The sequence below is a fragment of the Pseudomonas trivialis genome, from assembly GCF_001439805.1.
Classification (GTDB): Bacteria; Pseudomonadota; Gammaproteobacteria; order Pseudomonadales; family Pseudomonadaceae; genus Aquipseudomonas; species Aquipseudomonas trivialis.
The window spans coordinates 40,970-60,335 of sequence record NZ_JYLK01000015.1; the positions used below are offsets into that span (position 1 = coordinate 40,970).

Genomic DNA, 19,366 nt, shown 5'->3' on the forward strand with positions numbered 1-19,366 from the left:
GACGATTCGACTTGCCCCCGATTAGGGAGTGTCAGTGGATACACCTGTAACTGACCCGCCGCCATCGGGGGCAAGCCCCTCCCACATTAGCTTCCATCGGTCTTACGAATTTTTTACCAGCTTGACGGCCAGTACATCGCACGGCGCGCCGTGCAGTACATCATTGGCAGTAGAGCCCAGCAACAACGCCAAACCGTGACGACCATGGCTACCCACCACGATCAAGTCGCAAGCCTTTTCCTTGGCCAAGTGGTGGATTTCCTGGCGCGGTTGGCCGTATGTCAGGTGGCAGTCTTCCTTTTTCAGGTGAGGGTATTTGAGAATCAAACGGTCCAGGCGCTCCTTGGCCTGGTCAAATTGTTGTTGCTGCAACTGGGAAAGGTCCATCGGTACGTCACCGCCAAAGGCCATGGCCATGGGCTCGACGATATGCACCAGCGACAGTATGGCGCCATTGGCCAATGCAGATTCCTGCGCGCGCTTGATCACCGGATCGCACTCTTCGGTCAGATCGACAGCGACCAGAATATGTTTGTAGGGCATGAGGCGTTCCTCCAAGGGACTGCAATAACTTCAGTATGGCTGCTTTCAAGCGGATGCGGTTGCGTCAGGTCAAATCCGCTCATCTGGAAATTCGGGGGTACTTCATATGACGGTCTGGATAGTGGTGTCAATCCTTCTGGTGGTTCTAAGCCCCCTGGCGTGGCTGCGCCCGTCGCGCCAGCAGAGCGGACGCATGGCGCTGCGCATGGAAGCGCGACGCATCGGCCTGGCCATGCAACTGGCGCCGCAGGAGTGGCCGCACTGGCTCAAACACGAACCGCCAAGCCCCTGCGCGCAGTATTGCCGGCCACGACGCGGCACTGCGCCGGCACTGTGGAGCTACTGGCAACTGGAGCCGGGTGTGTGGGTCAACCAGTGGCGCGAGGTGTGCGTGGACCAGGCCTTGCTGGCGCACTTCGCACCGCTGCCGGCCAATGTCTACAAGGTCGAGGCTGACAGGCAGATGATCGCCGTTTACTGGGGCGAAAAGGGCGAGGCGAGTGTGCTCAAAGACATAGACGCGCTGCTCAAGAGCCTGGCCTGAAAGCCGCGCAATAAAAAGCCCGACAGTCATCATCGGGCTGGAGTTGGCCAGGCAGGCCGGTAAATTCCGTTTGTCGCGTCGGATGTTCATCCTGGCGCAGTAAGGTACTCGCTCGCTTGGCGGGCTTACCCATTCTGTACAGCTCTTTTCCCTAATCATTGCATTATTGATTCAGTGAATAATTGAATATTCCTTCTGAGCGGGGCTAGGGTTGTGGTTCCTGAAATGACTGGAAAGTCGTGTTTTTACTGGCCTTTGGAGCGATTGACAATTACCCGGAATTGGATGAAGGTGGCGTACCCAAATCAAACGGGCGTATGAATTGAGCGTTTGTCTGTCAGATGCTTCATACATAGCCCCGACTATCGCATTGGCGGGTGTGCCTGGCGGATGGGCGTGTACATTGAGCAAACCCTCAATGTCCAACCCTAGGCCAGCGTCCAGTGTGTACTGTTCAGCTTCCATATCGTGGAGATCAGTTGATGATTTACGAAGGTAAAGCCATCACGGTTAAGGCTCTTGAAAGTGGCATCGTCGAACTGAAATTCGACCTCAAGGGTGAGTCCGTCAACAAGTTCAACCGTCTAACCCTGAACGAACTGCGTCAGGCCGTGGACACCATCAAAGCGGATGCTTCGGTCAAGGGCGTGATCGTTTCCAGCGGCAAGGACGTGTTCATCGTCGGCGCTGACATCACCGAATTCGTCGACAACTTCAAGCTGCCCGATGCGGAGCTTGTGGCCGGCAACCTCGAAGCCAACAAGATTTTCAGCGATTTCGAAGACCTCAACGTACCCACCGTTGCCGCGATCAACGGCATCGCGCTGGGCGGCGGCCTGGAAATGTGCCTGGCCGCAGACTTTCGCGTGATGTCGGCGACGGCCAAAGTCGGCCTGCCCGAAGTCAAGCTGGGCATCTACCCGGGCTTTGGCGGCACCGTGCGCCTGCCGCGCCTGATCGGTGCCGACAACGCCATCGAGTGGATCGCCGCCGGCAAGGAAAACAATGCTGAAGACGCACTCAAAGTCGGTGCCGTCGATGCCGTGGTTGCCCCGGACAAGTTGGCTGAAGCTGCACTGAACCTGATCAAGGGTGCCATCAGCGGCGAATTTGACTACAAGGCCAAGCGTCAGCCGAAGCTGGAAAAACTCAAGCTCAACGCCATCGAACAAATGATGTCGTTCGAAACCGCCAAGGGTTTCGTGGCGGGTCAGGCCGGCCCTAACTACCCGGCGCCGGTGGAAGCGATCAAGACCATTCAGAAGGCGGCGAACTTCGGTCGCGACAAGGCCCTGGAAGTGGAAGCGGCCGGTTTTGTCAAACTGGCGAAGACCTCGGCGGCCCAGAGCCTGATCGGCCTGTTCCTGAACGATCAGGAACTGAAGAAAAAAGCCAAGGCCTACGACGAGATTGCCAAAGACGTGAAACAGGCTGCCGTACTCGGCGCCGGGATCATGGGCGGCGGTATCGCCTATCAGTCGGCGTCCAAGGGCACGCCGATCCTGATGAAAGACATCAACGAGCACGGTATCGAGCAAGGCCTGGCGGAAGCCGCCAAGCTGCTGGTCGGCCGCGTGGACAAAGGTCGCATGACCGCGGCGAAAATGGCTGAAGTGCTTAACGGCATTCGTCCCACGCTGTCCTACGGTGACTTCGGTCACGTCGATCTGGTGGTCGAAGCCGTCGTCGAAAACCCGAAGGTCAAGCAGGCCGTGCTGGCCGAAGTGGAAGCCCAGGTCAAGGACGACACCATCCTGGCCTCCAACACGTCGACCATTTCCATTTCGCTGCTGGCCCAGGCCCTCAAGCGTCCGGAAAATTTCGTCGGCATGCACTTCTTCAACCCGGTGCACATGATGCCGCTGGTGGAAGTGATCCGTGGCGAGAAGTCCAGTGAGCTGGCCGTTGCCACCACCGTGGCCTACGCCAAGAAAATGGGCAAGAACCCGATTGTGGTCAACGACTGCCCGGGCTTCCTGGTCAACCGCGTGCTGTTCCCGTACTTCGGTGGTTTCGCCAAGCTGGTCAGCGCCGGCGTGGACTTCGTGCGCATCGACAAGGTGATGGAAAAATTCGGCTGGCCGATGGGTCCGGCGTACCTGATGGACGTGGTCGGCATCGACACCGGCCACCACGGTCGTGACGTGATGGCTGAGGGCTTCCCGGACCGCATGAAAGACGACCGCCGCTCGGCGATTGACGCGCTGTACGAGGCCAAGCGCCTGGGCCAGAAGAACGGCAAGGGCTTCTACGCCTACGAGACGGACAAGAAGGGCAAGCAGAAGAAAGTGGCCGACCCGTCGGTGCACGAAGTGCTGGCGCCGGTCATCCATGAGCAGCGTGAGGTGTCCGACGAGGATATCGTCAACTGGATGATGATCGCCCTGTGCCTGGAAACCGTGCGTTGCCTGGAAGACGGCATCGTCGAAACCGCCGCCGAAGCCGACATGGGCCTGGTGTACGGTATTGGCTTCCCTCCGTTCCGTGGCGGTGCGCTGCGTTACATCGACTCGATCGGTGTGGCCGAGTTCGTTGCCCTGGCTGACAAATACGCTGAGCTGGGCCCGCTGTACCACCCGACTGCGAAGCTGCGTGAAATGGCCAAAAACGGCCAGAGCTTCTTCGGTTAAGCGCCCCGGACACTAGAGCGAGACTATTTATGAGCTTGAATCCAAGAGACGTCGTGATTGTCGACTTTGGTCGCACCCCGATGGGCCGCTCCAAGGGCGGCATGCACCGCAACACCCGCGCCGAGGACATGTCGGCGCACCTGATCAGCAAATTGCTGGAACGCAACGTCAAGGTTGATCCTAACGAAGTCGAAGACGTGATCTGGGGCTGCGTCAACCAGACCCTGGAACAGGGCTGGAACATTGCGCGCATGGCGTCGTTGATGACCCAGATCCCGCACACCGCAGCGGGCCAGACGGTAAGCCGCCTGTGCGGTTCGTCGATGAGCGCGCTGCACACCGCTGCGCAGGCGATCATGACCGGCAACGGTGATGTGTTCGTGGTCGGCGGCGTGGAGCACATGGGCCACGTGAGCATGATGCACGGCGTCGATCCCAACCCGCACATGTCGCTGTACGCGGCAAAAGCGTCGGGCATGATGGGCCTCACCGCCGAAATGCTCGGCAAGATGCACGGCATCACCCGTGAAGCCCAGGATGCGTTCGGCCTGCGTTCTCACCAACTCGCCCACAAGGCGACGGTGGAAGGCAAGTTCAAGGATGAAATCATCCCGATGAACGGCTACGACGAGAACGGTTTCCTCAAACTGTTCGACTACGACGAAACCATCCGTCCGGATACCACCCTGGAAAGCCTGGCGGCCTTGAAGCCGGCGTTCAATCCAAAGGGCGGCACCGTAACGGCCGGTACGTCGTCGCAAATCACCGACGGTGCCTCGTGCATGATCGTGATGTCGGCGCAGCGTGCCCAGGACCTGGGTATCCAGCCGATGGCGGTGATTCGTTCGATGGCTGTGGCGGGTGTGGACCCGGCGATCATGGGCTATGGTCCGGTTCCGGCCACACAAAAAGCCTTGAAGCGCGCAGGCCTGACCATCGCCGATATCGACTTCTTCGAGCTCAACGAAGCTTTCGCCGCACAGGCCCTGCCGGTGCTGAAAGATTTGAAAGTACTCGACAAGATGAACGAGAAGGTTAACCTGCACGGCGGCGCAATCGCCCTGGGTCACCCGTTTGGTTGCTCCGGTGCACGTATCTCCGGTACTTTGCTTAACGTGATGAAGCAGAATGGCGGCAACCTGGGTGTTGCAACCATGTGCATTGGTCTTGGCCAAGGCATCTCCACCGTCTTCGAACGCGTCTAAGCGTTGCTTGACGGAACGCCGGGGCCCAGTGCCCCGGTTTTTGTTTTTTGGCGTTTTGTAATATTTTTTTTAACGAATTTTGTGAGGGGGCCACAGCATGAAAGTCGAACCAGGGCTCTACCAGCATTATAAAGGTCCGCAATACCGTGTTTTCAGTGTGGCGCGGCACTCCGAAACCGAAGAGCAAGTGGTGTTTTACCAAGCACTGTATGGCGATTACGGCTTTTGGGTGCGTCCCTTGAGCATGTTCGTGGAGTCCGTCGAAGTTGACGGCGAGCAGGTCCCGCGCTTTGCTTTGGTGCAGGCCGAACCCAGTCTTTTTTCAGGGCAATAACGGCAGGTTGCGCAGAATGCTGCGCTTGACCTCACCTTGTCGCCACTATATATAGCGTTGCCGCGTCAGGCGCCAACTGCCTTTCACTTCTCGAATTCAGGAATTTTCCGATCCATGGGCAAATCGCTGGTCATTGTGGAATCCCCGGCTAAGGCCAAGACCATCAACAAGTACTTGGGCAACGAGTACGTGGTGAAGTCGAGTATCGGCCATATCCGAGACCTGCCCACCAGCGGTTCGGCTAGCGCCAGCAAGGAGCCTGCCGCCAAGCGCGGCAAGGCCGCCGCGGGCGAAGGTCCGGTACTCACGCCAAAAGAGAAAGCGCGCAAGCAGCTGGTCTCGCGCATGGGTGTGGACCCGGATCATGGCTGGAAGGCCAAGTACGAAATCCTTCCGGGCAAGGAAAAGGTCATCGAAGAGCTGCGCCGGCTCGCCAAGGATGCCGACACCATCTATCTCGCGACGGACTTGGACCGCGAAGGGGAAGCCATTGCCTGGCACCTGCGCGAAGCCATTGGTGGTGATGACAGCCGCTACAAGCGGGTGGTGTTCAACGAAATCACCAAGAAAGCCATCCAGGAAGCCTTCTCCAAACCGGGCGAGCTGGACATCGACCGGGTCAACGCTCAGCAGGCGCGTCGCTTCCTCGACCGCGTGGTCGGTTACATGGTCTCGCCGCTGCTGTGGGCAAAGATCGCCCGTGGCTTGTCCGCTGGCCGGGTGCAATCGGTAGCGGTCAAGCTGGTGGTGGAACGTGAGCGCGAGATTCGTGCGTTCAACCCCGAGGAGTACTGGGAAGTCCACGCCGACCTCGGCACCGCCAAGGGCAACAATGTGCGCTTTGAGGTGGCCCGCGAGAAAGGCGAGGCGTTCAAGCCGCTGAACGAAGCCCAGGCGATGGCCGCGCTGGAGAAGCTCAAGGCCTCCAGCTACAGCATCGTCAAGCGCGAAGACAAGCCGACCAGCAGCAAGCCCTCCGCGCCGTTCATCACTTCCACCCTGCAACAGGCCGCGAGCAATCGTCTGGGCTTCGGTGTGAAGAAAACCATGATGATGGCCCAGCGTCTGTACGAAGCCGGCTACATCACCTATATGCGTACCGACTCCACCAACCTGTCCCAGGACTCGTTGGCAATGGCGCGCACCTATATCGAAAGCGAATTCGGCAAGAAGTACCTGCCGGAGAAGCCGAACGTCTACAGCAGCAAGGAAGGCGCCCAGGAGGCTCACGAAGCGATTCGTCCTTCCGACGCCAACACCGAGCCGAGCAAGCTGAGCGGCATGGAACGCGACGCCGAGCGCCTGTACGAGCTGATCTGGCGCCAGTTCCTGGCGTGCCAGATGCTGCCGGCGCAGTACCTGTCCACCACGGTGAGCGTGGGTGCCGGCGACTTCGAGCTGCGTGCCAAGGGCCGTATCCTCAAGTTCGACGGCTATACCCGCGTGATGCCGCAAATCGCCAAGCCGGGCGATGACGATGTACTGCCGGACATGGCTCAGGGCGACACGCTGAAGCTGATCAAGCTCGATCCGTCCCAGCACTTCACCAAGCCACCGGCCCGTTATTCGGAAGCCAGCCTGGTGAAAGAGATGGAAAAACGTGGCATTGGTCGTCCTTCGACCTACGCGGCGATCATCTCCACCATCCAGGACCGTGGTTACGTGGCGCTGCACAACCGTCGTTTCTATTCGGAGAAGATGGGCGATATCGTCACCGAGCGTCTGTCCGAGAGCTTCTCCAACCTCATGGACTACGGCTTTACCGCCGGCATGGAAGAGAACCTCGATGACGTGGCCCAGGGCGAGCGCGACTGGAAAAACGTGCTGGACGAGTTCTACGGCGACTTCAAGAAGAAGCTCGAAGTGGCCGAAAGCCCTGACACCGGCATGCGCGCCAACCAGCCGGTGATGACCGACATTCCATGCCTGACCTGCGGCCGGCCAATGCAGATTCGGACTGCGTCCACCGGCGTGTTCCTCGGCTGCTCGGGCTACAGCCTGCCGCCCAAGGAGCGCTGCAAGGCCACGGTCAACCTGGTGCCGGGCGATGAAATCGCCGCCGATGACGAGGGTGAGTCCGAGTCGTTGGTGCTGCGCGGCAAGCATCGCTGCCCGATCTGCAGCACGGCGATGGACGCTTACCTGCTGGACGAGAAGCACAAGCTGCACATCTGCGGTAATAACCCCGATTGCAACGGTTACGAGATTGAAGAGGGTACCTACCGCATCAAGGGCTATGAAGGTCCGAGCCTGGAATGTGACAAGTGCGGCAGCGAAATGCAGCTCAAGACCGGCCGTTTCGGCAAGTTCTTCGGTTGCACCAACCCGACCTGCAAGAACACCCGCAAGCTGCTCAAAAGTGGTGACGCCGCACCACCGAAGATGGACCCGGTGAAAATGCCCGAGCTCAAGTGCGAGAAGGTCAACGATACCTACATCCTGCGCGACGGTGCGTCGGGGCTGTTCCTGGCTGCGAGCCAGTTCCCGAAAAACCGCGAGACCCGTGCACCGCTGGTGCTGGAAATCGTGCCGCACAAAGACGAAATCGATCCCAAGTACCACTTCCTGTGTGAAGCGCCGAAGAAGGACCCGGATGGTCGTCCAGCCGTGATCCGCTACAGCCGCAAAACCAAGGAGCAGTACGTGCAGACCGAAGTGGACGGCAAGCCGACGGGCTGGAAAGCCTTCTACGACGGTGGCAAGTGGAAGGTGGAGGACAAGCGCCAGGGCGCTTGATTCGCTAGTCTGTTAAGGTTGAAAGCCGTCTGTATAGACGGCTTTTGCTTTTTGTAGGAGCGCGTTTGCTCCCACACTGTCAGCACCAGGCTTATTCGTTGTGGAGATTGCCGTCATGGCCAACGAACTCTATACCCGTACCAACCAGAAAATTTACTTCGCGGGTTTGTCCCTGGAAGCCCTTGGCCGTGCCGAGCAAGGCAAAGAGATGAACGCTATCGCGCTGACCCAGGCCGGTCGGGAAGCGGCCTTGTTTCATCTGTATGGTGCGTTGCTGGGGCTGTGCCATGAAATCGCCGGGTACTACCGCCTGCCGCAGGCCGGTGCGCTCCGTGCGGAACTGATCATGACCCGCGACGTGCTGGAGAGTATGGCTATTCCCGAGCTGGCCGAGCTGGTGGAGATGACCCAGAGCCCGGACAGCTGGATAGCGCGCCTGCTCAAGGCTCATGCCGACATGTTTCAGCCGCCGCGTGTGCCTCATGTGCCCAAGGGGGATGTGACGCAGCCGTTGATCGTGGCGATTTCGCTGGAAGACGATGAGCCCAAGCCGTTGAGCCGCGAGGAGTTGGAAAGCTGGCGCCAGGAGTTGAAGAAGCTGGCGTTGCGCTTTCGCGAAGGTTTGAACGAGTGCTGAAGCGGCGTCCCTGATGCTCACAGAGTCTTCGACTTGGCGCTGTCGCGCAGCAAACCGGGGCCTCTGTGGCGAGCGGGCTTGCCCCGCGTTGGGGTGCGAAGCGCCCCCAATCAACGAAAACGCGGTGTACCTGACACTGCGCAGAACATGGTTTTGGAGCTGCTGCGCAGCCCAACGCGGGGCGAGCCCGCTCGCCACAGGTGTGTGGTTGCCTGAAATAGCTCATGCTTTTGCGCTAAAGCGCCATTCATCAAGCCGTCAAGAAACCTCTTCAGTTCCACAGCGAAGCCGAGTGGATGACTGATATAATCCCGGCCTTTCGTGGAGAACAGACTTTTATGCCGACGTCCTTTCTGGAAATTGTTGAACTGCCTGACGGCCGCATCGAACTGCGCCGGGCTGAGGACGAGGGTTCTCTGGTTATTCTGGACTTTTCCGAGGACGCCAAGGCGTTCCTGCAAGGCCAGCACGTGGAAGTGGCGAAAGCCATGTTGAGTGTAGGTGTGCAGATGGCCGGTCGCCTGGCGGAAGGCGAGCCGGAGAAAGACGATGGCCCAAAGGTGCTTCACTGAATCATTGCCAAGGGTAAGGGGGCTTGTTGTGACAATCCTGCTTGCCACAGAAGCCCTGCTTACCCCAGTCGAATATTCAAACTCTGCGCATCGCCCGTGCGAGCAGCGCTGATCAGCTGTTGCTTGGCCGTCGAGTTCAAAGGATTCAACCAGCTCACCACCGTATGGCTACGGCCCAGGCGTAAGGCTTCGCAGGTTAATTGCTGCGCGCTTTGCAGGCCGCGTGGCTGCAGCAACAGGATACGCTCGCGATTAAGGCCCGCGTCCCGCAGCCAGGCCTGGGTAAGGCTGGCGGGCGGGGCGATCAGCGTCAACCAGCGCGCGTCCTGCTCCTCGCTCAATTCCCGAAGAATCGGCGCCAGCAGGCTCAGGCAGTTTCCGGCAGCACCACGCAACGACAATTCACTGAATGCTTCGGCTTCGGATCCCCACGGGGTCTCGACCGTTTCCTTGAGCAGCGGCGCAAGTGGTTGAGCCATAAAGGCCTCAAACAGCGACAGTTGTGCCTGTTGTGGTGTGTGCATGAACTGCATGATGCCTCCTAGCGGCGTATGACGCCGACACTCAAGCCTTCGATCACCAGATCCTGATCTTTCAGGTTCACTTCAATCGGGGCGAACTCAGGGTTTTCGGCCAGCAGCCAGACCTTGCTGCCTTCACGCTTGAAGCGCTTGACCGTCACTTCATCGCCAATGCGCGCGACGACGATTTGGCCGTTACGCGCTTCGCGGGTGGTGTGAACGGCCAGCAGGTCGCCGTCGAAGATGCCCACGTCCTTCATGCTCATGCCATGTACCCGCAACAGGTAATCGGCGCGAGGGTGAAAGAACGTCGGATTGATGTTGCAGGATTCCTCGACGTGCTGCTGCGCAAGGATCGGCGCACCGGCAGCGACTCGGCCAATGATCGGCAGGGTCGACTCGTCGGCCTTGGCTTCAAAGCCGGGGATGCGGATTCCCCGTGAAGCGCCCGGGGTCATCTCGATCGCGCCTTTGCGGGCGAGGGCCTTGAGATGTTCTTCAGCGGCATTGGGGGATTTGAACCCCAGCTCCAGCGCAATTTCCGCTCGCGTCGGCGGGTAGCCGTTGTCGTCGAGGCAGCGCTTGATAAAAGCCAGAATCTCAGCTTGGCGTGGCGTCAGTTTTAGCATGTTGATCGCTCTGTCTTTTTATACAGTGACTGGGATTATATACAGTGAACTGCGCTTGGCAATCATCCTTTTCCAGACCTCCGCTGGACGGTCATCCGGCAGTCTTCCCACGAGGTAGAGGTGGCGCTGCCTACGCACCCGTAAGAATGTGATTAAATAACGATGAAAAGGGTGACTGCCCGGCCGGAAAACGAACTCACAGGCTTGACAATACACACCTTGAAACGTATGTTTCAAACAAGTGTTTGTCAGGCGGAGTAGCCATGGCCCAGTCGGAAACCGTTGAACGCATTCTCGATGCCGCTGAGCAACTATTCGCGGAGAAAGGATTTGCCGAAACCTCATTGCGCCTGATCACCAGTAAGGCAGGGGTCAACCTGGCGGCGGTGAATTACCATTTCGGCTCGAAAAAAGCCTTGATCCAGGCGGTGTTTTCGCGCTTCCTGGGCCCTTTCTGTGCCAGTCTCGACCGCGAGCTGGAACGCCGGCAGGCCAGGGCCGACCATAAGCCGAGTCTTGAAGACCTGCTGGAGATGCTCGTCGAGCAAGCCCTGGTGGTTCAACCGCGCAGTGGTAACGACCTGTCGATCTTCATGCGTTTGCTGGGCCTGGCGTTCAGCCAGAGTCAGGGCCACCTGCGCCGTTATCTGGAAGACATGTACGGCAAGGTGTTCCGTCGCTACATGTTGCTGGTCAACGAAGCCGCCCCGCGTATTCCGCCCATCGAACTGTTCTGGCGCGTGCACTTCATGTTAGGCGCGGCTGCGTTCAGCATGTCCGGGATCAAGGCACTGCGCGCGATTGCCGAGACCGATTTCGGCGTCAACACCTCCATCGAGCAAGTGATGCGCCTGATGGTGCCATTCCTTGCGGCCGGCATGCGCGCCGAAACCGGCGTCACCGACCCCGCCATGGCAGACGCCCAACTGCGCCCACGCAGCAAAACTGCGCCAGTGCCCGTCAAGGTTTGACACGCTGCGGGTGTGCGTGGTCGCTTGCATCCGCTAAGCTAGCCGCCATGCCGATTTCAGCTATTTATGCACAACCCGTTGTGCTCATCGTGCCTGATGAGTGCGACGGGTTGTGCGCGTTATTAAAGGAAGGTTTATGACTGCTGCCCTGCAAGGTTCTTTGATGGTCGACGTTGCCGGCACATGGCTGACGGCCGAGGATCGCCACTTGTTGCGCCAGCCCGAGGTGGGCGGTCTGATCATTTTTGCGCGCAATATCGAGCACCCGCGTCAGGTGCGCGAGTTGAGTGCCGCGATACGCGCGGTGCGTCCGGACCTGCTGCTGGCGGTCGATCAGGAAGGCGGTCGCGTACAGCGCCTGCGCCAGGGTTTTGTACGCCTGCCGGCCATGCGTGCGCTGGCGGACAACCCCAACGCCGAATACCTGGCCGAGCAGTGCGGCTGGATCATGGCCACTGAAGTGCTGGCGGTTGGCCTGGACCTGAGCTTCGCCCCGGTGCTGGACCTGGATTACCAGCGCAGCGCCGTGGTGGGCACCCGCTCCTTCGAGGGCGACCCCGAACGTGCCGCCGTGCTCGCCGGGGCCTTTATTCGCGGCATGAACAGCGCCGGCATGGCCGCCACCGGCAAACACTTCCCCGGCCACGGCTGGGCCGAGGCGGATTCCCACGTCGCCATTCCCAATGACGAACGCAGCCTGGCGCAGATTCGCGCCAACGACCTGGTGCCTTTCGCGCGCCTGAGTCGGCAATTGGCAGCGGTGATGCCGGCGCACGTTATCTACCCGCAGGTTGACGCCCAGCCGGCCGGCTTTTCGCGTCGCTGGTTGCAGGACATCTTGCGTGGCGAGTTGCAATTTGACGGGGTGATTTTCAGCGATGACCTGTCCATGGCCGGCGCCCATGTGGTCGGCGACGCCGCCAGCCGTATCGAAGCAGCGCTGACTGCCGGCTGCGACATGGGGCTGGTGTGCAATGATCGCGCGGCCGCCGAGCTTGCACTCACCGCCGCGCAACGGATGAAGGTCACGCCCTCTGCGCGCATTGCACGGATGCGCGGCCAGGCAATTGCGTCGACGGACTACAAGCAGGACCCGCGTTGGATGGCGGCGTTAGGTGCGCTGCGGGACGCGCAGTTGATCGAGTAACAAGAGATGCTGCAGCCCCAGCGCTAGAGCGCGCAGCGCCCCCAATCAAGGAAACCCCGGCCTATCTGACACTGCGCGGAGACTGGTTTTGGGGCTGCTTCGCAGCCCAACGCGGGCTAGCCCGCTCGCCACAGAACCTCTCTATCCGGTCAACGCTTTTCCTGCTTGTTGGGCAACGGCGCAAACAATGCCTCAATATCGTCATTGCCCAACTGCCAATCCCCGGTGGTACGGCCGTCCAGTACACCCGCCGCCAAATCCGACTTTTCCTTCTGCAGGTGCTGGATTTTCTCCTCCACCGTGCCCCGCGCAATCATCTTGTACACGAACACCGGCTTCTCTTGCCCGATGCGGTATGCGCGGTCGGTGGCCTGGTTTTCGGTGGCCGGGTTCCACCAGGGATCGTAGTGGATCACGGTGTCGGCCTCGGTCAGGTTCAAGCCGACGCCACCGGCCTTGAGGCTGATCAAAAATATCTGCAACTTGCCACTCTGGAAGTCCTTGACCGGTGTACGCCGATCCCGGGTCTGGCCGGTGAGCAAGGCGTAGGCAATCCCGCGTTGTTGCAGCTCCCCTTCGATCAGGCTCAGCATCGAGGTGAATTGCGAGAACAGCAGTACTCTGCGTCCCTCGGCAAACAGCTCCTCCAGCATCTGCATCAGGCTGTCGAGCTTGCCCGAGCTGCTGCCCTGGGCGGGCAGAGTGGCGTCGTTGACCAGGCGCAGGTCGCAGCACACCTGGCGCAACTTCAGCAGCGCCTCAAGGATGATGATCTGGCTGCGCGCCACGCCCTTGCGGGTGATCTCGTCACGGACTTTCTTGTCCATCGCCAGACGCATGGTTTCGTACACGTCGCGCTGCGCCTCGTTGAGATCGACCCAATGAATGATCTCGGTCTTGGGCGGCAGTTCGGTGGCCACCTGTTCCTTGGTGCGCCGCAACAGGAAAGGTTTGATCCGCCCGTTGAGGTGCTGCAAACGCACTTCACTGGCGCGTTTTTCGATGGGCACGCGGTAATCGCGATTGAAGCTTTTGACGTCCCCCAGCCAGCCCGGCAGCAGGAAATGGAACAACGACCACAACTCGCCCAGGTGGTTTTCCAGCGGCGTACCGCTCAGGCACAGGCGCTGGCGCGCATTCAGCTCGCGTGCCGCCTGGGCCGCCTTGCTGTTGGGGTTTTTGATGTACTGCGCTTCATCGAGGATCAGCACGTGCAAGGGCAGGGCGGCAAGCTGTTCGATGTCCTTGGGCAGCAGCGCATAGGTGGTCAGCAGCAGGTCGTAGTCCTGCAGGCTCTGATCCTTCGAGGGCGCGAAGTGTTTCTTGCGCCCGGCGCCGTACAGCGCCAGCACCTTGAGTTGCGGGGTGAAATGCGCGGCTTCGTCGAGCCAGTTGGGGATCAGGCTGGTGGGCATTACCACCATGCACGGCCGGTCCAGGCGCCCGGCGGCCTTTTCCGTAAGGATATGCGCCAGGGTTTGCAGGGTTTTGCCCAGGCCCATGTCATCCGCCAGAATCCCGCCCACGTCCAACTGGCGCAGCGACTGCATCCAGCTCAGGCCTTCGAGCTGGTAGGGGCGCAGCGTCGCATTCAAGCCTTGGGGCGCGACGCAGGTGAAGTCCTTGATGTCGCGCAGGCGCTGGGCAAAGTTGCGGATCTTTTCGCCGCCTTCCCATTGCAGCGGCAGGTCCTGCAAGGGGTTCAACCGAATCGCGTCGGCCTTGGCCAGGCGCAACGTGGTGGTGCCTGGCTCTTGCAGATAGAACTCGCCGAGGGTGGCCAGTACCGGTTTGAGTCGACCGTACGGCAGCGCCACCTGCAGCGGTCCGTGGCCGTTGGGCAGGCCGGGGATATTCACCAGGATCAGCTCTTCATCGCGGCGCCGCGCCAGTTTCTCCGGGTTGAGAATTTCGGTGTGGGAACGCATCAGGTTCAGCAGAATCGGCAGCAGGCTCAGGCGTTCGCCGTTGACGATGATGCCCAGCTCCAGGTCGAACCAGTCGCGCTCCGGCGCTTCGTCGACGCTGGCGTACCAGTCGTCCACCGGGCTCAGGTCGAAGCCGAAATCCTCATCGATCTGCAGCTCCCAGCCCTCGGCGCGCAGGCCTGGCGACGCATTGAGGGTGAAGTTCAGCCAGGCGCTGTCGTTGACCATCTCGAACAGCTCGCCGGCGCTTTCCGGCAGCGCCTTGCTCTGACGCGTGGCGATCTTGAAACCGAGCAGGCGCAAGTGCTCGCGATAGGGTTGCTCAAGCTCCGGGTGGCGTTTGATGCGCAGGCTCCGGGTTTCCTGGCGCACGATGATGTCGGCATTTTTCTGCCCGCTGACGTAGTTGCCCAGGTAGTTGAACGACAACGCCGCACGGTGCTGGATATAGCGCTGCATCTTGCCGTTGCGCGGCTCGAACGCGCTGAACTCGACACTGGCCAGCCACAGGCGCGGCACCGGCAGCACATCCTCCATCACCACCTGCGGCAGCACCACGCGGTTGTCGAGCACGGCCTGCAATTTACCCAGCAGCTCGGCATCCTGCACCGCCGCCGGGTAGGCCAGGGTTTCCTGGACCTTGAGCAACACCGCAGCGATGTGTTTGCAGTTGGTGTGGACCGGGCAGGTGCAGCGGCTGTCCACCAGAATCAGCGAGCCCTTGGCCGACTCGCGCAACGAGATGGTCTGGCGATAAACGTTGCTGCCCGAGCCCTCGCAACTGGCGACGATGGTGCTGTCGCCGGACTCGACAATGCGCACGCGGTTTTCCAGCGCATACCGCCGCCCGCGCTCCAGGCTTTGCTCCTTGAAGCGGTTGGCCCACGACGGGGCCAGGGGTTTGGTCAAAGACGGCGTCAGGGACATGGCGCAGGATCAGTCCTGAAGGCCCGGCGGCGGTGCACTGGGGGGCTTGGCGGTCAGCGAGGTGATCTTGATCAGCAGCGCCAGGTGGCCGCCGTCCAGGTAGTTGAGCTGATTGTTCTTGGTGCGCACGTCTTTCTGCGCCAGGTGTTCGCTGGCGATCACGCTGCCGTTGGCGTCGAACTGGTTGATCCAGAAGTCCGCGTCGATATCGGTAAATCGCCCCAGTTGCAGGCGCAACACACCCTGGAGGGGGAATTGGCCGAACTGTTCGGCGCCGTCAGTGATCGCAATGTTGACCGGCTGCTCACCGAGGTTCTGCTCCCAGGCCTTGTGCGCCAGTACCGTGTAGGTTGAGTCGGCGCGCAGCTTGTCGACGATATTGCCCAAACGCGGCGGGCTCATGCGCTCGCCCAGGCGCGGTGCGCCGGCATCCCAGTCTTCCGGGGCGGGACGGCTGTTGATCACCGGTTCTGCGTTCTGGCGCACCAGGATGATCTCCACCTGGTAGGGGCTGTCGGCAAATGCCGCAGGCGCCACGACCACCAGCAACAGGCTCAAGATGCGGAACAGGCGCATGGGGACGTCCTTCATGCAGATTTCGGAATGAGGCGCTCAAACAGCGCCTCCAGGGTATTGAAGCGTTCTTCCGGGCGTTCCATCGGCACCATGAATTTGAACAGCGTAGCCCCTTCGAACTTGTAGCGGTTGGGCTGGCCCTGGATCAGCTTGATCAGCACCAACGGGTCCACCGGCGTCTGCGCTTCAAACTCGATGCGCCCACCCTGCGGCCCAGCGTCGACCTTCTTGATGCCCAACTGCTCGGCCTGCAATTTGAGCAGGGTCAGACGCACCAGATTCTTGGTCGGGTCGGGCAGCAGGCCGAAGCGGTCGATCATCTCCACCTGCAGGTCCTTGAGGCCCTCTTCGTCGGTAGCCGAGGCGATGCGCTTGTACAGGATCAGCCGTGCGTGCACATCCGGCAGGTAGCTCTCGGGGATCAACGCCGGCAGGCGCAGGTTGATCTCCGGGCCGCCGCCCAACGGTTGGTCGAGGTTGGGTTGCTCGCCCTTGCGGATGGCTTTGACCGCGCGTTCCAGCATCTCCATATAAAGCGTGAAGCCCACGGCCTGGATCTGTCCGCTCTGGCCGTCGCCCAGCAGCTCGCCGGCGCCACGGATTTCGAGGTCGTTGGTGGCCAGCACAAAGCCCGCGCCCAGGTCCTGGGTGTTGGCGATGGCTTCCAGGCGCTTTTCCGCGTCGGAGGTGATCTGCTGGCGCGGCGGCGTGAGCAGGTAGGCGTACGCCTGGTGGTGACTGCGCCCCACCCGGCCGCGCAACTGGTGCAACTGGGCCAGGCCGAACTTGTCGGCACGCTCGATGATGATGGTGTTGGCGCTCGGCACGTCGATGCCGGTCTCGATGATGGTCGAGGCGATCAGCACGTTGAAGCGCTTGTGGTAGAAGTCGCTCATTACCTGTTCGAGTTCGCGTTCGCGCATCTGCCCGTGGCCAATGGCGATGCGCGCTTCCGGCACCAGCTCGGCGAGGTCGGCGGCGCATTTCTCGATGGTCTTCACATCGTTGTGCAGGTAGTACACCTGGCCGCCGCGCAGCAGTTCACGCAGCAGCGCTTCCTTGACCGTGCTTTTGTTCTGCTCCATCACGAAGGTGCGCACCGACAGCCGACGCGCCGGCGGCGTGGCGATGATGGACAGGTCGCGCATGCCCGACACCGCCATGTTCAGCGTGCGCGGAATCGGCGTGGCGGTGAGGGTGAGAATGTCGACTTCACTGCGCAGGGCCTTGAGCTGTTCTTTCTGACGCACGCCGAAGCGGTGTTCTTCGTCGATGATCACCAGGCCCAGGTTCTTGATCTTCACGTCGTCCGACAGCAGTTTGTGCGTACCGATGACGATATCGATTTTGCCCTCCGCCAGCTCGGCGATGGCGGCGTTGACTTCCTTGGCCGACTTGAAGCGGCTCATCACTTCCACGCTCACCGGCCAGTCGGCAAAGCGGTCGCGAAAGCTGTTGTAGTGCTGCTGGGCGAGCAGGGTGGTCGGCACCAAAATGGCGACCTGGCGACCGCCGTGCACGGCAATGAACGCCGCGCGCATTGCCACCTCGGTCTTGCCGAATCCCACGTCGCCGCACACCAGGCGGTCCATCGGCTTGGGCGCGAGCATGTCGGCGCGCACGGCTTCGATGGTGGTTTGCTGGTCCGGGGTTTCTTCGAAGGCAAAGCCGGCGCTGAAGGTGGCGTAGTCGGCCTTGGGGTCGGCGAACGCATAGCCCTCGCGCGCGGCACGTCGTGCGTAGATATCGAGCAGTTCGGCCGCCACGTCGCGCACCTGTTCGGCGGCCTTGCGCTTGGCTTTCTGCCAGGTCTCGGAGCCGAGGCGGTGCAACGGCGCCAGCGCGTCGTCGCTGCCGGTATAGCGTGCGATCAGGTGCAGGCTCGCGACCGGCACGTAGAGCTTGGCGCCCTCGGCGTATTCCATGGTGAGGAATTCGGCGGCCTGGTTGTCGATCTCCAGGGTCTGCAGGCCGAGGTAGCGGCCCACGCCGTGGTCGATATGCACCACTGGCGCGCCTTCGCGCAACTCGGTGAGGTTCTTGATCACCGCGTCGTTGTTGTGGTCGGCGCGTTTGTCACGGCGCCGACGCTGCATCACGCGCTGGCCAAACAGCGGGCTTTCGGCGATCAGCGCCAGCGCCGGGTCGTCCAGCAGCAAGCCTTCATCGAGCGGCGCAATGGTGATCGCCAGGCGCTCCTTGCTGTTGACGAAGTCCGGCCAGCTGTCGACGGTTTTTGGCCGCAGCTTGAGGCGCTCCAGCAGCTCCAGCAGCACTTCGCGGCGCCCGGCGGACTCGGCGGTAAACAGCACGCGGCCCGGGAAGTCGCCGAGGAAGTTGGACAGCGCTTCCAACGGTTGTGTGGCTTTGGCCTGGATCGACAGGTCCGGCAGGGTCGCGGCCGGGAAGCGCTCGCGACCACTGCCGGCGTCCACGTCCTGCTGGCTGGCGACGACGCGCGGCCAGTTTTTCAGGCGGGCGAAGCAGTCTTCCACCGGCAGGAACAGCTCGGCGGGCGGCAACAGCGGGCGGGACGGATCGACGCGGCGCTCTTCGTAGCGGTTGCGCACATCGTTCCAGAAATTTTCCGCCGCCTGCTCGATGCCCGGCAGCGAGAACACCTGGGTGTCCTGGGGCAGGTAGTCGAACAGCGTGGAGGTTTCGTCGAAGAACAGCGGCAGGTAGTACTCGATGCCGGCCGGGGTAATCCCGCTGCTCAGGTCCTGGAAGATCGGGCAGCGGCGGAAGTCGACGTCGAAGCGTTCGCGAAAGCGCGCCTTGAAGCGCGTGACCGCGTCCTTCTGCAGCGGGAATTCCCGCGCAGGCAGCAGCTTGATCGATTCCACCTTGTCGATGGAGCGCTGGTTTTCCGGATCGAAGGTGCGCAGGGTCTCGATTTCGTCATCGAACAGGTCAATGCGGTACGGCAACTTGCTGCCCATGGGAAACAGGTCGATCAGCGCGCCGCGCACGGCGAATTCACCGTGCTCGTACACCGTGTCGACGCAACGGTAGCCGCTGGCTTCCAGGCGCGTGCGCATCTGTTCCACGTCGAGCTTCTGGCCGATGTCCAGCACCAGGCTGCTGCCCAGCAAAAACTTGGTCGGCGCCAGGCGGTGCAGGGCGGTGGTGATCGGCACCACCAGCACGCCGTGGGCCAGTTCCGGCAGGCGGTACAGGCTGGCGATGCGCTGAGAAATGATGTCCTGGTGCGGCGAGAACAAATCGTAGGGCAGGGTTTCCCAGTCGGGAAAATGCAGCACCGGCAAATCCGGCGCGAAGAAGCTCAGCTCCTGCTCCAGCCGCTCGGCGCTCTGGCTGTCGGCGGTGAGCAGCAGGGTAAAGCGCTTGGCTGCGCTGGCAGCCTCGGCAATGGCCAGGCTCAGGGCGGCACCGGGCAGGTTGCCCCAGTGCTGTTTACCTGCCGCAGCAGGGAGGAGCGGTAGACGCAGGACGGGCACGGAAG

15 protein-coding genes are annotated in these 19,366 nt (G+C 61.2%); 9 read left to right on the forward strand and 6 right to left on the reverse strand.

Translation table 11 applies throughout. The features are described from left to right. Positions 1 to 102: 102 nt before the first annotated feature. Positions 103 to 543, reverse strand: a complete 441-nt coding sequence (locus TU79_RS19640) for a universal stress protein (RefSeq protein ID WP_043047503.1) — start codon at positions 541 to 543, stop codon at positions 103 to 105. Between the two features lie 106 nt (positions 544 to 649). Here TU79_RS19640 and TU79_RS19645 point away from each other — a divergent pair, with 106 nt between their 5' ends. The 7 genes from TU79_RS19645 (at position 650) to TU79_RS19675 (ending at position 9,201) form a co-directional block, all read left to right on the forward strand. Beyond that, positions 650 to 1,087 (forward strand): hypothetical protein, encoded by a 438-nt coding sequence (locus TU79_RS19645; protein ID WP_057009558.1) that lies wholly within the window; start codon positions 650 to 652, stop codon positions 1,085 to 1,087. Positions 1,088 to 1,569: 482 nt separating this feature from the next. Beyond that, positions 1,570 to 3,717: a fatty acid oxidation complex subunit alpha FadB gene (gene fadB / locus TU79_RS19650; protein WP_057009559.1), complete on the forward strand. Its 2,148-nt coding sequence runs from the start codon at positions 1,570 to 1,572 to the stop codon at positions 3,715 to 3,717. Positions 3,718 to 3,746: 29 nt separating this feature from the next. Continuing rightward, positions 3,747 to 4,922: an acetyl-CoA C-acyltransferase FadA gene (fadA, locus tag TU79_RS19655; protein ID WP_003234046.1), complete on the forward strand. Its 1,176-nt coding sequence runs from the start codon at positions 3,747 to 3,749 to the stop codon at positions 4,920 to 4,922. 97 nt (positions 4,923 to 5,019) lie between these two features. After that, positions 5,020 to 5,256 (forward strand): DUF1653 domain-containing protein, encoded by a 237-nt coding sequence (locus TU79_RS19660; RefSeq protein ID WP_057009560.1) that lies wholly within the window; start codon positions 5,020 to 5,022, stop codon positions 5,254 to 5,256. 114 nt (positions 5,257 to 5,370) lie between these two features. Beyond that, on the forward strand, positions 5,371 to 7,992 hold the full coding sequence (gene topA, locus TU79_RS19665; RefSeq protein ID WP_057009561.1) for a type I DNA topoisomerase: 2,622 nt from the start codon (positions 5,371 to 5,373) through the stop codon (positions 7,990 to 7,992). A 115-nt stretch (positions 7,993 to 8,107) separates the two neighbouring features. After that, positions 8,108 to 8,629, forward strand: coding sequence for a DUF6586 family protein (locus tag TU79_RS19670; protein WP_057009562.1), 522 nt, complete (start codon positions 8,108 to 8,110; stop codon positions 8,627 to 8,629). A 338-nt stretch (positions 8,630 to 8,967) separates the two neighbouring features. After that, positions 8,968 to 9,201, forward strand: a complete 234-nt coding sequence (locus tag TU79_RS19675) for a hypothetical protein (RefSeq protein WP_003234053.1) — start codon at positions 8,968 to 8,970, stop codon at positions 9,199 to 9,201. A 59-nt stretch (positions 9,202 to 9,260) separates the two neighbouring features. Here the strand turns inward: TU79_RS19675 and sulA are convergent, their stop codons facing one another. Together sulA and lexA are read right to left on the reverse strand one after the other, a co-directional pair. Next, entirely contained in the window at positions 9,261 to 9,734 is a 474-nt protein-coding gene (gene sulA, locus TU79_RS19680; protein WP_057009563.1) for an SOS-induced cell division inhibitor SulA, read from the reverse strand. An 8-nt stretch (positions 9,735 to 9,742) separates the two neighbouring features. Next, positions 9,743 to 10,351 (reverse strand): transcriptional repressor LexA, encoded by a 609-nt coding sequence (lexA, locus tag TU79_RS19685; RefSeq protein WP_003172575.1) that lies wholly within the window; start codon positions 10,349 to 10,351, stop codon positions 9,743 to 9,745. 263 nt (positions 10,352 to 10,614) lie between these two features. Here lexA and TU79_RS19690 point away from each other — a divergent pair, with 263 nt between their 5' ends. Then, positions 10,615 to 11,322, forward strand: a complete 708-nt coding sequence (locus tag TU79_RS19690) for a TetR/AcrR family transcriptional regulator (protein ID WP_057009564.1) — start codon at positions 10,615 to 10,617, stop codon at positions 11,320 to 11,322. Between the two features lie 136 nt (positions 11,323 to 11,458). Continuing rightward, positions 11,459 to 12,469 carry a beta-N-acetylhexosaminidase gene (nagZ, locus tag TU79_RS19695; protein ID WP_057009565.1) on the forward strand — a complete coding sequence of 337 codons (1,011 nt, stop codon included), beginning with the start codon at positions 11,459 to 11,461 and terminating at the stop codon, positions 12,467 to 12,469. 149 nt (positions 12,470 to 12,618) lie between these two features. On the opposite strand, the gene TU79_RS19700 is transcribed toward nagZ, so the two are convergent. Genes TU79_RS19700 through mfd form a run of 3 tightly spaced genes read right to left on the reverse strand, consistent with a single transcriptional unit; the run spans position 12,619 to position 19,361 of the window. Then, positions 12,619 to 15,324, reverse strand: a complete 2,706-nt coding sequence (locus TU79_RS19700; protein ID WP_057009566.1) for a DEAD/DEAH box helicase — start codon at positions 15,322 to 15,324, stop codon at positions 12,619 to 12,621. 9 nt (positions 15,325 to 15,333) lie between these two features. Then, positions 15,334 to 15,900 carry a CsiV family protein gene (locus TU79_RS19705; protein WP_057009567.1) on the reverse strand — a complete coding sequence of 189 codons (567 nt, stop codon included), beginning with the start codon at positions 15,898 to 15,900 and terminating at the stop codon, positions 15,334 to 15,336. An 11-nt stretch (positions 15,901 to 15,911) separates the two neighbouring features. Continuing rightward, on the reverse strand, positions 15,912 to 19,361 hold the full coding sequence (mfd, locus tag TU79_RS19710) for a transcription-repair coupling factor (RefSeq protein ID WP_057009568.1): 3,450 nt from the start codon (positions 19,359 to 19,361) through the stop codon (positions 15,912 to 15,914). Between the last annotated feature and the right edge of the window lie 5 nt (positions 19,362 to 19,366).

Coding starts and splice junctions, on each gene's coding strand:
- TU79_RS19640 (WP_043047503.1), bottom strand. CDS start 543: ATGCCCTACAAACATATTCTGGTCGCTGTCGATCTGACCGAAGAGTGC.
- TU79_RS19645 (WP_057009558.1), top strand. CDS start 650: ATGACGGTCTGGATAGTGGTGTCAATCCTTCTGGTGGTTCTAAGCCCC.
- fadB (WP_057009559.1), top strand. CDS start 1,570: ATGATTTACGAAGGTAAAGCCATCACGGTTAAGGCTCTTGAAAGTGGC.
- fadA (WP_003234046.1), top strand. CDS start 3,747: ATGAGCTTGAATCCAAGAGACGTCGTGATTGTCGACTTTGGTCGCACC.
- TU79_RS19660 (WP_057009560.1), top strand. CDS start 5,020: ATGAAAGTCGAACCAGGGCTCTACCAGCATTATAAAGGTCCGCAATAC.
- topA (WP_057009561.1), top strand. CDS start 5,371: ATGGGCAAATCGCTGGTCATTGTGGAATCCCCGGCTAAGGCCAAGACC.
- TU79_RS19670 (WP_057009562.1), top strand. CDS start 8,108: ATGGCCAACGAACTCTATACCCGTACCAACCAGAAAATTTACTTCGCG.
- TU79_RS19675 (WP_003234053.1), top strand. CDS start 8,968: ATGCCGACGTCCTTTCTGGAAATTGTTGAACTGCCTGACGGCCGCATC.
- sulA (WP_057009563.1), bottom strand. CDS start 9,734: ATGCAGTTCATGCACACACCACAACAGGCACAACTGTCGCTGTTTGAG.
- lexA (WP_003172575.1), bottom strand. CDS start 10,351: ATGCTAAAACTGACGCCACGCCAAGCTGAGATTCTGGCTTTTATCAAG.
- TU79_RS19690 (WP_057009564.1), top strand. CDS start 10,615: ATGGCCCAGTCGGAAACCGTTGAACGCATTCTCGATGCCGCTGAGCAA.
- nagZ (WP_057009565.1), top strand. CDS start 11,459: ATGACTGCTGCCCTGCAAGGTTCTTTGATGGTCGACGTTGCCGGCACA.
- TU79_RS19700 (WP_057009566.1), bottom strand. CDS start 15,324: ATGTCCCTGACGCCGTCTTTGACCAAACCCCTGGCCCCGTCGTGGGCC.
- TU79_RS19705 (WP_057009567.1), bottom strand. CDS start 15,900: ATGCGCCTGTTCCGCATCTTGAGCCTGTTGCTGGTGGTCGTGGCGCCT.